At 40.7% G+C, this 14,279-nt stretch carries 14 protein-coding genes and 2 rRNA genes (1 of these 16 running past the window's edge); 15 read left to right on the forward strand and 1 reads right to left on the reverse strand.

Annotation, left to right across the window (positions count from 1 at the left end; all coding sequences use genetic code 11):
• From HPT25_RS08090 to rsmI, 12 genes are all read left to right on the forward strand, one after another.
• A 23S ribosomal RNA gene (locus HPT25_RS08090) occupies positions 1 to 1,422 on the forward strand (it extends 1,513 nt beyond the left edge of the window).
• Positions 1,423 to 1,510: 88 nt separating this feature from the next.
• Positions 1,511 to 1,627: ribosomal RNA gene (rrf, locus tag HPT25_RS08095) — 5S ribosomal RNA — on the forward strand.
• Positions 1,628 to 1,865: 238 nt separating this feature from the next.
• Positions 1,866 to 2,084, forward strand: a complete 219-nt coding sequence (locus HPT25_RS08100; protein ID WP_173070993.1) for a sigma factor G inhibitor Gin — start codon at positions 1,866 to 1,868, stop codon at positions 2,082 to 2,084.
• Between the two features lie 99 nt (positions 2,085 to 2,183).
• Positions 2,184 to 3,620, forward strand: a complete 1,437-nt coding sequence (locus HPT25_RS08105; RefSeq protein ID WP_173062434.1) for an aminotransferase class I/II-fold pyridoxal phosphate-dependent enzyme — start codon at positions 2,184 to 2,186, stop codon at positions 3,618 to 3,620.
• 28 nt (positions 3,621 to 3,648) lie between these two features.
• Positions 3,649 to 4,275: a dTMP kinase gene (gene tmk / locus HPT25_RS08110; RefSeq protein ID WP_173062437.1), complete on the forward strand. Its 627-nt coding sequence runs from the start codon at positions 3,649 to 3,651 to the stop codon at positions 4,273 to 4,275.
• Positions 4,276 to 4,382: 107 nt separating this feature from the next.
• Positions 4,383 to 4,712 (forward strand): cyclic di-AMP receptor DarA, encoded by a 330-nt coding sequence (gene darA / locus HPT25_RS08115; RefSeq protein WP_173062440.1) that lies wholly within the window; start codon positions 4,383 to 4,385, stop codon positions 4,710 to 4,712.
• Positions 4,713 to 4,799: 87 nt separating this feature from the next.
• Entirely contained in the window at positions 4,800 to 5,807 is a 1,008-nt protein-coding gene (holB, locus tag HPT25_RS08120) for a DNA polymerase III subunit delta' (protein ID WP_173062443.1), read from the forward strand.
• Positions 5,800 to 6,627, forward strand: coding sequence for a PSP1 domain-containing protein (locus HPT25_RS08125; protein ID WP_173062446.1), 828 nt, complete (start codon positions 5,800 to 5,802; stop codon positions 6,625 to 6,627). Before holB ends, HPT25_RS08125 begins: the two co-directional genes overlap by 8 nt.
• Before the next feature lie 13 nt (positions 6,628 to 6,640).
• Complete coding sequence (yabA, locus tag HPT25_RS08130) at positions 6,641 to 7,015, forward strand: DNA replication initiation control protein YabA (RefSeq protein ID WP_173062449.1); 375 nt, start codon at positions 6,641 to 6,643, stop codon at positions 7,013 to 7,015.
• A gap of 43 nt (positions 7,016 to 7,058) precedes the next feature.
• A complete protein-coding gene (locus HPT25_RS08135) occupies positions 7,059 to 7,808 on the forward strand; it encodes a tRNA1(Val) (adenine(37)-N6)-methyltransferase (protein WP_173062452.1) in 750 nt (249 codons plus the stop codon).
• Positions 7,798 to 8,085, forward strand: a complete 288-nt coding sequence (locus tag HPT25_RS08140) for a GIY-YIG nuclease family protein (protein WP_173062455.1) — start codon at positions 7,798 to 7,800, stop codon at positions 8,083 to 8,085. The genes HPT25_RS08135 and HPT25_RS08140 overlap by 11 nt, the downstream gene beginning before the upstream one ends.
• Positions 8,063 to 8,935 (forward strand): 16S rRNA (cytidine(1402)-2'-O)-methyltransferase, encoded by an 873-nt coding sequence (gene rsmI / locus HPT25_RS08145; protein ID WP_173070995.1) that lies wholly within the window; start codon positions 8,063 to 8,065, stop codon positions 8,933 to 8,935. The genes HPT25_RS08140 and rsmI overlap by 23 nt, the downstream gene beginning before the upstream one ends.
• Positions 8,936 to 8,984: 49 nt before the next feature.
• Here rsmI and abrB read toward each other — a convergent pair whose 3' ends face one another.
• Entirely contained in the window at positions 8,985 to 9,269 is a 285-nt protein-coding gene (abrB, locus tag HPT25_RS08150) for a transition state genes transcriptional regulator AbrB (RefSeq protein ID WP_173062458.1), read from the reverse strand.
• A gap of 465 nt (positions 9,270 to 9,734) precedes the next feature.
• Between abrB and metG the strand changes: the two genes are divergently transcribed.
• The 3 genes from metG (at position 9,735) to HPT25_RS08165 (ending at position 14,105) form a co-directional block, all read left to right on the forward strand.
• Positions 9,735 to 11,690, forward strand: a complete 1,956-nt coding sequence (metG, locus tag HPT25_RS08155) for a methionine--tRNA ligase (RefSeq protein WP_173062461.1) — start codon at positions 9,735 to 9,737, stop codon at positions 11,688 to 11,690.
• Between the two features lie 229 nt (positions 11,691 to 11,919).
• Entirely contained in the window at positions 11,920 to 12,690 is a 771-nt protein-coding gene (locus HPT25_RS08160; protein WP_173062464.1) for a TatD family hydrolase, read from the forward strand.
• A gap of 233 nt (positions 12,691 to 12,923) precedes the next feature.
• A complete protein-coding gene (locus tag HPT25_RS08165) occupies positions 12,924 to 14,105 on the forward strand; it encodes a G5 and 3D domain-containing protein (protein ID WP_173062467.1) in 1,182 nt (393 codons plus the stop codon).
• The last annotated feature ends 174 nt before the right edge of the window (positions 14,106 to 14,279 follow it).

The raw sequence follows: 14,279 nt of genomic DNA on the forward strand, positions 1-14,279 counted from the left end.
CGCGTCTAAGCAGTTAGGCTGAGAAGCAGGAAAATCCGCTTTTCGAACAGGCTGAGCTGTGATAGCGAGGGAAATAGAGTACCGAAGTTCCTGATTCCACACTGCCAAGAAAAGCCTCTAGCGAGATAAAAGGTGCCCGTACCGCAAACCGACACAGGTAGGCGAGGAGAGAATCCTAAGGTGAGCGAGAGAACTCTCGTTAAGGAACTCGGCAAAATGACCCCGTAACTTCGGGAGAAGGGGTGCTTTTTGAGGTGAATAGCCTCGAAGAGCCGCAGTGAATAGGCCCAGGCGACTGTTTAGCAAAAACACAGGTCTCTGCGAAGCCGCAAGGCGAAGTATAGGGGCTGACGCCTGCCCGGTGCTGGAAGGTTAAGAGGAGGGGTTAGCGCAAGCGAAGCTCTGAATCGAAGCCCCAGTAAACGGCGGCCGTAACTATAACGGTCCTAAGGTAGCGAAATTCCTTGTCGGGTAAGTTCCGACCCGCACGAAAGGCGTAACGATCTGGGCACTGTCTCAACGAGAGACTCGGTGAAATTATAGTACCTGTGAAGATGCAGGTTACCCGCGACAGGACGGAAAGACCCCATGGAGCTTTACTGTAGCCTGATATTGAATTTTGGTACAGCTTGTACAGGATAGGTAGGAGCCTGAGAAGCCGGAGCGCCAGCTTCGGTGGAGGCGTCGGTGGGATACTACCCTGGCTGTATTGAAATTCTAACCCACACCCCTGATCGGGGTGGGAGACAGTGTCAGGTGGGCAGTTTGACTGGGGCGGTCGCCTCCTAAAGAGTAACGGAGGCGCCCAAAGGTTCCCTCAGAATGGTTGGAAATCATTCGCAGAGTGTAAAGGCACAAGGGAGCTTGACTGCGAGACCTACAAGTCGAGCAGGGACGAAAGTCGGGCTTAGTGATCCGGTGGTTCCGCATGGAAGGGCCATCGCTCAACGGATAAAAGCTACCCTGGGGATAACAGGCTTATCTCCCCCAAGAGTCCACATCGACGGGGAGGTTTGGCACCTCGATGTCGGCTCATCGCATCCTGGGGCTGTAGTCGGTCCCAAGGGTTGGGCTGTTCGCCCATTAAAGCGGTACGCGAGCTGGGTTCAGAACGTCGTGAGACAGTTCGGTCCCTATCCGTCGCGGGCGCAGGAAATTTGAGAGGAGCTGTCCTTAGTACGAGAGGACCGGGATGGACGCACCGCTGGTGTACCAGTTGTCTTGCCAAAGGCATCGCTGGGTAGCTATGTGCGGACGGGATAAGTGCTGAAAGCATCTAAGCATGAAGCCCCCCTCAAGATGAGATTTCCCATAGCGTCAAGCTAGTAAGATCCCTGAAAGATGATCAGGTTGATAGGTCAGAGGTGGAAGCGTGGTAACATGTGGAGCTGACTGATACTAATCGATCGAGGACTTAACCAAGTCATAGCAATATGAATAAAGCGAACTCGTTCTTAAACGTTTCTTCTGTATTATCTAGTTTTGAGGGAATGAAACCTCAACAAAATAGTCTGGCGGTGATGGCGAGAAGGTCACACCCGTTCCCATACCGAACACGGAAGTTAAGCTTCTCAGCGCCGATGGTAGTTGGGGCGAAAGCCCCTGTGAGAGTAGGACGCTGCCAGGCAAATGAAGGACAACCTTTTAAGGTTGTCTTTTTTATTTTTATAAGGATATTTTGTTGAATAGATTAAGATGCAGGAGCTAAGTTTAACAGCGCCAAAAATAAAATGTTTATTAAATGGAGATTTCTGTTGGAGACATACACCCAAATTCAATATTCAACATAGTATATTTATTAGGATGTTAACGAAGGAAAATTCCAAAAATTGAATAAATTAATGATTTGCGGGCAGAATGGATGTATGGAGGTGGAGGAATTGAATTCAGGTTTGGCACATAATGAGGTTGGGGAAACGTGTGTTATTTGTGAACACCTAAAACCAAGAGGCATACATCTATACACTTCTTTTATTTGTACGGAATGTGAAACGGATTTAATTCAAACGGATACAGATGATCCCAGGTATAAATACTTTTTAAACAAATTGAAAAAAATAACAACCCCAGAAATTTTTTCCTAATGAGCTCTTTTAAAGGGCTTTATTTTTTTGTCTTAAGAAAGGAATACCCACTGGTTTTTTGTTAAAATAAGAAAGACACTTAAAAGGAAGTATGTAAAAATGGATCAATCAAGGATACCTTTATATGAAGCCTTAATCTCACATGCAAATCAGGAACCTGTGTCCTTTCATGTGCCAGGACATAAATACGGCCATTTATCGCCATTTGTCGAGAGTGGACCTTTTTCGTATATTCTACGTATAGATGCAACAGAATTATCTGGACTTGATGATTTGCATGCACCAGAAGGAGCCATATTAGAAGCGGAGGGCCTTCTGGCTGATCTATATAAAGTGAAAAAAAGTTATTTTCTTGTTAATGGCTCAACTGTAGGTAATTTGGCAATGGTGATGGCAGCTTGTTCAGAAGATGATGTGGTACTTGTGCAAAGGAATTGCCATAAATCTATCTTAAATGCTTTAAATTTATCAAAGGCACGTCCCGTGTTTTTAGAACCTGATTATAATCAGGATTGGCAGGTAGCTTCTGAAGTCAGTTTCTCGACAGTAAAACAGGCCATTCAATTATATCCCGAGGCAAAAGCCCTTATTTTAACTTATCCCAATTATTATGGGATGGTTTTTGATTTGTCTAAAATGATTGAAGAAGCACATAATCACCATATACCCGTTTTAGTAGATGAGGCACATGGTGCTCATTTTATTGTCGGCAGTCCTTTTCCGGCTTCTGCGGTAGAATTGGGTGCTGATGTAGTTGTCCAATCTGCTCACAAGACACTTCCGGCAATGACAATGGGCTCTTATTTACATTTTAATAGTGAAATTCTATCATTAGATAAAGTAAAGACATATTTGAGCATGCTGCAATCAAGCAGCCCGTCTTACCCTATTATGGCCTCACTGGATATTTCCAGAAGCTTTATTGCAGGATACGAGCAAAAGGATGCAACCTATTTGTTTGCGGAAATTCAGGGGTTTAAGAAAGAACTAGAGTGCATTCCTGCTCTAAAGGTATTAGAATTCGAAGACCATCAGGGTGATGTATTAAAGGTAACGGTACAGAGCCAATGCGGCTATAGCGGATTTGAACTCCAAAGTGAGTTTGAACGGCAAGCCATTTATACTGAGATGGCAGACCCTAATAATATTCTCTTTATACTCCCATTATTAAAGGCAGGACAGCATTATCCATTGGAGGAGTCTGTTTCAAAAATAAAACAGGCTTTAAAAGGTTTCCCGGTACATAGTGTGAAAAGGGCTAGGGAAATAGAAGGGCCCAAAATTTCAGAGCTGGCAATAGCATTTAAAGAGATGTCCTGCCTGGAGGAAAAAGTGCTACCCATAAAAATGGCAGGACAGCATGTATGTTCAGAAACCATTATTCCTTATCCTCCAGGAATCCCCTTGTTATTAAAAGGTGAAAGAATCACTATAGAAAAGCTCGATCAACTTCAACATTTATTGGCATCCGGTGCGAGATTTCAAGGCGGAAGCCTTCTAAAACAAGGGTTAATCAAGGTATTTAGTACAACTTAAGCGTAAGACAGTTTTGGAGGTTTTTCAGATGAAGAATGGGACATTTATTACTTTTGAGGGCCCTGATGGTGCAGGGAAAACAACAATTATTAGTATGATAGCGGAACACCTTAAAAATGTATTAGTTACAAGAGAACCAGGTGGGATTGATATTGCAGAGCAAATTCGCAAGGTCATACTGGCTAAGGAGAATACAGCCATGGACCCAAGAACAGAGGCATTGCTCTATGCAGCTGCAAGAAGACAACATTTAATAGAGAGGGTTAAGCCTGCATTAGAAGAGGGAAAGGTGGTACTTTGTGATCGGTTTGTCGATAGCTCATTGGCTTATCAGGGATATGCCCGAGGATTGGGAATAGAAGAGGTATTGACCATTAACCAGTTTGCAATTGAACAAATGATGCCGAATTTGACCATCTACTTTGACATTGAACCGGAATTAGGATTAATGCGCATTAATAGGAATAAGGAAAGAGAGATTAATCGCTTAGACTTGGAAACTCTTGAATTCCACCAAAGGGTGAGAGAAGGATATCATATCCTGTTAGAGTGTTTTCCAGAACGTATCATGAAAGTAGATGCCTCTGGAGCAATCCAAGATGTATTTCAAACCGTGCTAAAGCTTATAGAAGAAAAAGTACAGCCTTCATTGTAAGGCTTTTTTTTTAACCCTTTTGTCCAAGAATGAAAACTGGAACGATTCCCTGTATAATAGAAGAAAAGGAAGAATCTCTCGGAAATTAAATGGAGGGGATGAATCATATGAAACTCATTATTGCTGTAGTTCAAGACCAGGATAGCAATCGTTTGTCGAAAGCATTGGTGGAAAATAACTTTAGAGCAACGAAGCTGGCGAGTACAGGCGGTTTTTTGCGCTCCGGGAATACTACATTTATGATTGGAACTGAAGATATTCGAGTGGACCGCGCCTTAAAAATTATTCAGGAAAATTGCAGATCAAGGGAACAGCTAGTATCTCCTGTATCCCCAATGGGGGGGAACGCAGACTCCTATGTACCATACCCTGTTGAAGTGGAGGTCGGGGGAGCGACTGTATTTGTCCTCCCAATTGAACAATTTATCCATTTCTAAAAATGGATTGGCCATTTGGCCGTACCATTTCCTGAAAGAGATCAGAATGAAGGCAAATTATTTTTTAAATGTAAGTGAGTGATGAGCATGGTTAAAACATGGGATCAGCTGGAAAAATTGCAACCGACAGTATTAAGAATGCTTAAAATGAGCTTAGTGAAGCACCGGGTGGCTCACGCCTATCTTTTTGAAGGGCAAAGGGGCACTGGGAAAAAGGAAATAGGATTATTACTGACCAAGGCTCTTTTTTGTGTTTCTTTAATCGATGGCTATAAACCGTGTGAAACCTGCCATAATTGCCGGCGGATTAACCATGGCAACCATCCGGATGTCCATATAGTAGAACCAGAGGGATTGTCCATAAAGGTTGACCAAATACGAGAATTGCAGGCAGAGTTCTCTAAAAAAGGTGTAGAGTCTCTGAAAAAGGTCTACCTGCTTTTCCATGCTGATAAAATGAGTGTCAGTGCCTCCAATAGTTTACTAAAGTTTCTTGAAGAACCTCATGCCCAAACTGTTGCATTCCTATTAACAGAGCAGCCTCAGCAAATTCTACCTACTATTCTGTCGAGGTGTCAAGTTTTGCCTTTCCAGCCGCTGGCACCGAAAATCATGATTGAACAATTGATAGAAAACGGTGTAGCACCTGAAAAGGCGCCAATATTGGCAAGTTTAACAAACAGTTTAGAGGAAGCTCTTGTACTAAATACAGATGAATGGTTTGCACAAGCCCAAAAAATAGTGGTAAAATTATATGAGGTGTTGAAAAAGAACCCGCTCGAGGCGTTGGTAACGCTTCAGAGCGAATGGTTTGCACACTTTAAAGAAAGAGAACAAATAAATCGTGGTTTAGACCTTTTACTTCTTTTTTTAAAAGATTTACTTTATATACAATTAGATAAAGAGGAGCAAATTGTGTTTAAGAATGAAATGGTTCATTTAAGGCAATTTGCTTTACAAACATCTGGTCGGAGCCTAACGGTTCAAATGTCCGTGATTCTTGAAGCAAAAAGAAAGCTTGCCGCTAATATGAATCCTCAGCTTATGATGGAACAGCTTGTGTTAAAATTGCAGGAGGGATCTTCATTTGTATGATGTTGTAGGAGTACGCTTTAAAAAGGCGGGAAAAATCTATTATTTTGACCCAGGAGACCTCTCAATTCAAAAGGACGACTTTGTAATTGTCGAAACAGTTCGCGGCGTTGAATATGGAAAGGCTGTTATTGCTCGGAAACAAGTGGAGGAGCATGATGTTGTTCTTCCGTTAAAAAAGGTGGTCCGAATTGCCGATCCGAAAGATCGTATGATTGTAGAGGAAAATCGCCAGGCAGCAGAGGAGGCTTATGCTGTTTGTAACCAAAAGGTTCATGAACATCAGCTTGATATGAAGCTGGTGGATGTGGAATATACATTTGACCGTAACAAAGTCATTTTTTACTTTACAGCTGATGGTAGAGTCGACTTTCGCGAATTGGTTAAAGATTTAGCAGCCATTTTTCGGACAAGGATTGAATTGCGTCAAATTGGTGTCCGTGATGAAGCGAAGATGTTGGGCGGTATTGGCCCTTGTGGCAGAATGCTGTGTTGTTCAACATTTTTAGGGGACTTTGATCCTGTTTCCATTAAAATGGCGAAGGATCAAAATTTATCGTTAAACCCAACCAAAATTTCTGGATTATGCGGCAGACTTATGTGCTGTTTAAAATATGAAAATGATGAATATGAGACAGCAAAAGAAGCATTACCTGATTTAGGGGAAATCATCGAAACACCGCAAGGTAAAGGGAAAGTCGTAGGAATCAATATATTAGAGCGGGTACTTCAGGTGGAGCTAAAGGAACAAGAACGGGTTCTGGAGTATACTTTGGATGAAATCATTAAAGAAGGTGCCTTTTCTATTCAATCCACAGATTAATGAGGTGGAAGGCGTGGATAAAAAAGAAGTTTTTGAATCGGTTAGTAATATGGAAACACAAATTGGCCATCTTTACCAGCAGCTTGGGGAATTAAAGCAGCGTCTGGCTGAAATACTAGAAGAGAATCATTATTTAAAACTGGAAAATGAACATTTAAGGCGCCGTTTAGATGTAACCACGGAAGAAGAAACAAAAGCAGCAGAATTGAAAAAGGGGACAGCCGTATTGGAAGGTGAGTCCAACGCCAAGTCGTTTGATGTCGGAGAAGGCTATGATAATCTGGCTCGTTTGTACCATGAGGGATTCCATATTTGTAACCTTCACTTTGGCAGCCTTCGCAAGGATGGCGATTGTTTATTTTGCCTTTCGTTTCTGAATAAGAAGTAACGTAAAAGAGGCTGAGGATTCAGCCTCTATTTTTATAGATAGGATGGTATTTGTGGTCAAATTGAAAGAAGATGAACGTCTGGATTATTTGCTGGCGGAAAACTTGAGAATTATTCAAAGCCCCTCCGTTTTCGCCTTTTCGCTTGATGCTGTACTGCTGGCAAGATTTGTGTACGTTCCAATCCAGAAGGGGAATCTCATTGACTTGTGCAGCGGAAATGGAGTTATTCCGTTATTTTTATCAGCGAGGACCAAAGGGAAAATCACCGGTGTTGAAATCCAGGAAAGGCTGTATGATATGGCCGTTAGGAGCATTGAATATAACAAACTTGATGAACAAATTACGATGGTACATGGGGATATAAAGGAAATGCCCCAGACACTGGGGTATGGAAAATTTGATATTGTCACCTGCAATCCTCCGTATTTTACGACTCCTCCTCAAGGCGAGATTAATCTAAATGAGCACTTGGCCATTGCTCGCCATGAAATTCATTGTACGTTGGAGGATGCCATCAAAGCTGCTAGTGATCTGCTTAGACAGGGAGGCAAAGCTGCATTTGTTCACCGTCCAGGCAGGCTGCTTGATATGGTTACTTTAATGCGAAAATATCGTCTCGAGCCAAAACGTCTTCAATTTGTTTATCCAAAACAAGGGAAAGAGGCGAACACCATGCTGGTAGAAGCCATTAAAGATGGGAGCCCTGATTTGAAAATTATTCCGCCTCTCACTGTATATCAGGAAAACGGTGAATATACAAAAGAAATTAGTGAGATTTTATATGGAGAATAACGAGTATTATTTTTATGTGCTGACATGTCATGATGGCAGTCTTTATGGCGGTTACACGAATAATCTCGAGAAGCGGGTAAGACTGCATAATGAAGGCAAAGGGGCAAAATATACAAGAGGCCGTGGGCCTGTCAAGTTAACTTACTTTAAAAAGTTTGATAATAAAAGCGAAGCACTGCGGGCGGAATATTATTTTAAGCAGCTTCCCCGCAGGAAAAAGCTAGAGTTCTTAATGAGAGAAACGGGTGATCATGATGTGGCAGCAGAAAAGCTTTGAGCATGAAACAGAAAAAGGAATCTTGTATCTTGTTCCTACACCAATTGGAAATTTGGAGGACATGAGCTTTCGGGCTGTAAAAGTATTAAAAGAGGCGGATTTAATTGCTGCGGAGGATACAAGGAATACAAAAAAGCTGCTGCATTATTTTGAAATTGATACGCCAATTGTCAGTTATCATGAACATAATAAAGAAGCAAGCGGCGAGAAACTAATCCATAAATTAAAGGAGGGCCTAAAAATAGCCTTGGTTAGTGACGCAGGGACACCAGCCATTTCTGACCCAGGCTACGAACTAGTGATGCAGGCAGTTCAGGAACAGTTGACCGTCGTTCCGCTGCCGGGTGCGAATGCTGCAGTGACTGCATTAATTGCTTCCGGACTTTCCTGTCAGCCGTTTTATTTTTATGGATTCCTTCATCGTAATAAAAAGGAAAAGCGTCAAGAGCTTGAAGGTTTGAAACACCAGACGGCCACACTGATTTTCTATGAATCGCCACATCGCCTGAAAGAAACATTATTACTAATGTTTGAGATTCTTGGTAATCGAAAAGTGGCATTATGCCGGGAATTAACAAAGAAGTTTGAGGAATTTATAAGAGGCAGTCTTGAGGAGATCATGGAGTGGGCCAATACAGATGAAATTCGCGGCGAGTTTTGTTTAATTATTGAAGGTTCGGAAACAGGGCAAGCAGTAGAATCTAATTGGTGGGAAGAGTTAACAATTGAAGAGCATGTGAATCATTATATCTCTGTTAAAAACATGGCTTCAAAAGAGGCAATTAAACAAACAGCAAAAGACCGAGGTATGAATAAACGAGAGGTTTATCAAGCATTTCATATCGATTAACAAAAAGCTCCAGAATCAATTGATTCTGGAGCCATTTATATAAAGAAGATTATTTAGCGATTTCAAAGCTTGATTGGATCTCTTTTACAAGCTGTTCTGCACCTTCACGGCTAAGAATTAACTTTCCGCCAGCAAGTTGCAGATTGTCATCAGAAACTTCGCCAGTGATTGCGCAAGTCATGTTTGGTTTATATTTTTTTAAGATGATGCGGTCATCATCAACATAAATTTCTAGTGCATCTTTCTCTGCAATTCCAAGTGTACGTCTTAATTCAATCGGAATAACCACGCGGCCTAACTCATCAACTTTACGAACAATACCAGTAGATTTCATTTTTTATAATCTCCTCTCATGTATAAACTATATATTTAACATTTCTTAATTCGCCATTATTCGACAAATTTCTTATACATTCATAATACCAGCCATTCCCATATCCGTCAATTATTTTATTTTAAAAAAAATATTAAAAATTAATGAAAATAACAACCTATTGATACAGTAAGGTTTACTAAAATGATAGATCATTTTAAACAAGTATTAATATTATTTAAACAGTGAAATCATCAAAAACAATAATTCTACATAATTCGACAAAATCATACATTCCTCTTACTTTACATCATTCGAAGGTAATGAATTTTTTTATGGGGATACTTTGAAATAATTTTTAACTTGAATCTCCCATAATGGGCCGTTTCTTGCATAAAGGCTTATTTTTCGGTATATTTTTGATGATATAGAAGAGAAGAAAATAGGCAATAATGGGTAAAAGAGTGAAATAAGGAGGGACAAACTGTGGGAGAAACATTAAAAACTTTTTACATTACAACACCAATTTATTATCCAAGCGGGAATTTACATATAGGACACGCCTATACGACAGTTGCCGGCGATGCAATGGCACGATATAAGCGGATGCGTGGATTTGATGTGATGTATTTAACTGGTACCGATGAGCACGGACAAAAAATCCAGCGGAAAGCTGAAGAAAAGGGAATAACTCCTCAGGCGTATGTCGACGAAATTGTATCTGGAATTAAAGAATTATGGAATAAGCTCGAGATTTCCTATGATGATTTTATTCGGACAACGGAAGATCGCCATAAAGAAGTGGTTGAAAGAATCTTTGCAAGGTTGGTAAAACAGGGGGATATTTATCTCGACCAATATGAAGGCTGGTACTGTACCCCATGTGAATCGTTTTATACAGACCGGCAGCTGATCGATGGAAATTGTCCTGACTGCGGGAGACCGGTTGAAAAGGTAAAAGAAGAATCATACTTTTTTAGAATGGGCAAGTATGTCGATCGTCTATTGCAATACTACGAAGAAAATCCTGAATTCATTCAGCCAGAATCTCGTAAAAATGAAATGATTAATAACTTTATTAAACCAGGATTGGAAGATTTGGCTGTTTCAAGGACGACGTTTGACTGGGGTGTTAAGGTACCTGGAGATCCAAAACATGTTATCTATGTCTGGATTGACGCATTATCCAACTATATTACAGCCCTTGGATATGACACTGAGAATGACGCGAAGTATCAAAAATATTGGCCAGCAGATGTTCACCTTGTTGGAAAGGAAATTGTCCGTTTCCACACGATTTATTGGCCAATTATGTTGATGGCGCTCGATTTGCCGCTGCCAAAGAAAGTGTTTGCCCATGGCTGGCTGTTAATGAAGGATGGAAAAATGTCCAAGTCCAAAGGCAACGTAGTGGATCCTGTAACATTAATTGACCGCTTTGGTTTAGATGCCCTTCGTTACTATTTGCTAAGGGAAGTTCCTTTCGGTGCAGATGGGGTGTTTACACCGGAAGGGTTTGTCGAAAGAATTAACTTTGACTTAGCTAACGATTTGGGGAATCTCCTAAATCGGACTGTTGCCATGATCGAAAGATATTTTAACGGTGTGATTCCTGACTATACAGGATCAACAGGAGAATTTGATGATTCATTACTGCAGGTGAATCGTGAAACTGTATCAAAATATGAGGAAGCTATGGAGAAAATGGAGTTTTCCGTGGCGTTAACGGCCATTTGGCAGTTGGTCAGCCGGACCAATAAATATATAGATGAAACTCAGCCATGGAATTTGGCGAAGCAGGAAGAGAGGAAAGAAGAGCTTGCGAGTGTAATGGTTCATTTGGCCGAATCATTACGCAGAATGGCAATCATGCTAAAACCATTCTTAACCCGTACACCGGATGGTATTTTTCAGCAATTAGGGATTCAGGAGGAAAACCTGAAATCGTGGGGAAGTCTTGAAACTTTTGGAGTAATCCCAAGCGGTACAAAGGTGGATAAAGGTGCTCCGTTATTCCCTCGTCTAGAAATTGCAGAAGAAGTAGAATTTATAAAAACGAAAATGCAAGGAACTTCTCCTGCTGTGGAAGAAAAGCAAGAGGAAAAACCGGAATTGACTGAAGAAATTATGATTGATGATTTCATGAAGATTGATTTACGAGTTGCTGAAGTCATTCAGGCAGAACCCGTAAAAAAGGCTGATAAACTGTTAAAGCTCCAGCTTGATCTTGGTTATGAAAAACGCCAAGTAGTTTCCGGCATTGCCCAGTATTATAAACCTGAAGAATTAGTCGGCCGTAAAGTTATTTGTATTACGAATTTAAAACCAGTAAAACTTCGCGGTGAATTATCTCAAGGTATGATCCTGGCTGGATCAAAAGACGGGCAGCTCTCCTTAGCCACTGTTGAGCAATCACTGCCAAACGGAGCGAAAGTGAAGTAATAATGAATAAAAGAAAGAGCAAAGCGCCTTAAAAAGGCGCTTTCCTTTTTTCGATGTTCCACGTGAAACAAATTTCGAGATATTTCTATGTTATCTTTTTATAAAGAAGGTTTTTGTAGAAAAAAAGATAAATATCCCCTTAATAAAAAAGATTAGCGAATCAAGGGTTGATGATATGAGAACGCTGTAAAGATTAAGAGTTTGACAAATTTAAAAAAGGAGTTACAAGATGTTATTCGATACACATGCACATTTAAATGATGAACAATACGCTGAAGATTTGCCGGAAGTGATTGCCAGAGCTCAGGAAGCTGGCGTGACGATGATGGTGGTTGTCGGCTTTGACAGACCTACGATCAAAAGGGCTATGGAATTAGCTGATCAATATGATTTTATTTACGCTTGTGTCGGTTGGCATCCGGTTGATGCGATTGATATGACCGAAGAGGATCTAGTATGGATTGAAGCGTTGGCCTCCCATCCAAAAGTGGTTGCCTTGGGAGAGATGGGGTTAGACTACCATTGGGATAAATCACCTAAGGAGATTCAGAAAGAAGTATTTCGTAAACAAATTCGTTTGGCGAAAAAAGTTAACTTGCCAATAGTGATTCATAATCGTGAAGCTACAGCAGATATTGTAGAAATACTGAAGGAAGAGGGAGCTGAGGAGGTAGGGGGAATTATGCATTGTTTCAGCGGCAGCCCGGAGATTGCCAAGGAATGCATAAAAATGAACTTCTACATTTCACTTGGCGGTCCTGTGACGTTTAAAAATGCCAAAAAGCCGAAGGAAGTGGCTGCAGAAGTGCCATTAGACCGTTTGTTAATTGAAACAGACTGCCCCTACCTGGCTCCACATCCATATCGCGGGAAACGCAATGAACCAGGTTATGTGAAACTGGTTGCCGAGCAAATTGCCGAAATAAAGGGGTTGACATTTGAAGAAGTAGCCCATGCAACGACACAAAATGCTAAGAAATGTTTCGCCATAAAATGCTAAAAGAATTTGTCGAATGTATGGAAAACTTGTCTTAATTTTTTCTGAAAACAAAAAGTTCTACACGCCTCCTTTTCTACATAGGATTACCATGTCGATAAGTTTTCCTTTGCAAATTTTCCAGTATTGTGCATAATTAGAAATACGTTCACAGAATAGCAAGGGTTGACAGCCGGCAGCATGGTTCTTAAATATCTCTCCCAGAAAAGGAGGCGTTTTTCATCGTATTCAAAAACATGAAAAGCCTGTTTTTCGAGTCTTTGAGCGAGAAAAATTTGACCATTGCTTTTACTAGTTTTTTAGTTTTGCTAACAACTCTTGGGGTTCTTTATTATGAGGAATCGCAGAAAACTGTTGCAATAACGCTCAATGGTCAAGAAACAATTATAAAAACTCATGCCGATACTATTAAAGAGCTATTGGATGAACTGGATGTAGCAATTCGCCCAAAAGACTACCTGTATCCAAATGTTAATTCGAAGGTGAAGGATCACCTGAATATTGTTTGGAAACAGGCAAAACAGGTTACTATTGTCAAGGACAACGAGAAGAAAACGATTTGGACTACAGCCGGGACTGTGGCTGAACTCCTAAATGAGCAGAAGATCAAATGGAACGATCATGACAAAATCTCACCCAGACCGCAAGCAGCAATCCAGAATAAGATGAAAATTGGTATTCAAAAGGCCTTTCATTTTACCTATGTTGACGGCGGAAAACAGCAAACAGTATGGTCCACTTCGACTACGGTCGCTGACTTTTTAACGCATCAGGGCATAATCCTTAATGAATTTGACCGAGTTGAACCGTCATTAACAGAAAACATAACAGAGAATGGTGTGTTAAACGTCATTCGAGTTGAAAAAGTCACCGATGTAGTGGAAGAACCTGTTGGATTTGCCGTAGTGACAAAAAAGGATGAAAGTTTGGCCAAAGGAACAGAAAAAACACTTTCTGAAGGTAGTCAAGGTCTCGTTTCCAAGCAATATGAGGTATTGCTTGAAAATGGCAAAGAGGTTGCAAGGAAATTACTTAATGAACAAACGATTAGAGAGAAACAGGATAAGATTGTGGCTGTCGGAACAAAGGATCTTACTAATCAAGTTTCCCGTGGTTCGGAAAGTACTGGAACCTCATTTTATGTGACGGCAACAGCCTATTCAGAAGATTGTAATGGCTGTACCGGACAGACAGCAACTGGTCTTAATCTTCGAGCTAATCCTGATATGAAAGTAATTGCTGTTGATCCAAATATAATACCGCTTGGAACAAAGGTGTATGTGGATGGCTATGGTTATGCAATTGCTGCTGATACGGGCGGGGCGATTAAAGGTTATCGTGTTGATTTATTCATGCCATCTGAAGAAGATTGCTATCGCTGGGGACGAAAAAAGGTGAAACTGACAATTTTAAATTAATTCATTTTGCAGAGGAGTATTCCTCTGCATTTTGCTTTTTAGGCTAAATTCTTTATACTTAAAAACGAGTATATAAGGTTTTTCTTATGTTTTATTTTATGAATCGTTTCGATAATATAGACGATGGACATTACAAAAATGTTTCAACTTTTTTTCAATTTTATAAAATTTTTT

The sequence above is a fragment of the Neobacillus endophyticus genome, assembly GCF_013248975.1.
Lineage (GTDB): Bacteria > Bacillota > Bacilli > Bacillales > Cytobacillaceae > Neobacillus > Neobacillus endophyticus.

Coding starts and splice junctions, on each gene's coding strand:
- rsmI (WP_173070995.1), top strand. CDS start 8,063: ATGTGGCAGCAGAAAAGCTTTGAGCATGAAACAGAAAAAGGAATCTTG.
- HPT25_RS08160 (WP_173062464.1), top strand. CDS start 11,920: ATGTTATTCGATACACATGCACATTTAAATGATGAACAATACGCTGAA.
- HPT25_RS08165 (WP_173062467.1), top strand. CDS start 12,924: ATGAAAAGCCTGTTTTTCGAGTCTTTGAGCGAGAAAAATTTGACCATT.
- HPT25_RS08100 (WP_173070993.1), top strand. CDS start 1,866: ATGGAGGTGGAGGAATTGAATTCAGGTTTGGCACATAATGAGGTTGGG.
- abrB (WP_173062458.1), bottom strand. CDS start 9,269: ATGAAATCTACTGGTATTGTTCGTAAAGTTGATGAGTTAGGCCGCGTG.
- HPT25_RS08135 (WP_173062452.1), top strand. CDS start 7,059: ATGGTATTTGTGGTCAAATTGAAAGAAGATGAACGTCTGGATTATTTG.
- tmk (WP_173062437.1), top strand. CDS start 3,649: ATGAAGAATGGGACATTTATTACTTTTGAGGGCCCTGATGGTGCAGGG.
- holB (WP_173062443.1), top strand. CDS start 4,800: ATGGTTAAAACATGGGATCAGCTGGAAAAATTGCAACCGACAGTATTA.
- HPT25_RS08105 (WP_173062434.1), top strand. CDS start 2,184: ATGGATCAATCAAGGATACCTTTATATGAAGCCTTAATCTCACATGCA.
- darA (WP_173062440.1), top strand. CDS start 4,383: ATGAAACTCATTATTGCTGTAGTTCAAGACCAGGATAGCAATCGTTTG.
- HPT25_RS08140 (WP_173062455.1), top strand. CDS start 7,798: ATGGAGAATAACGAGTATTATTTTTATGTGCTGACATGTCATGATGGC.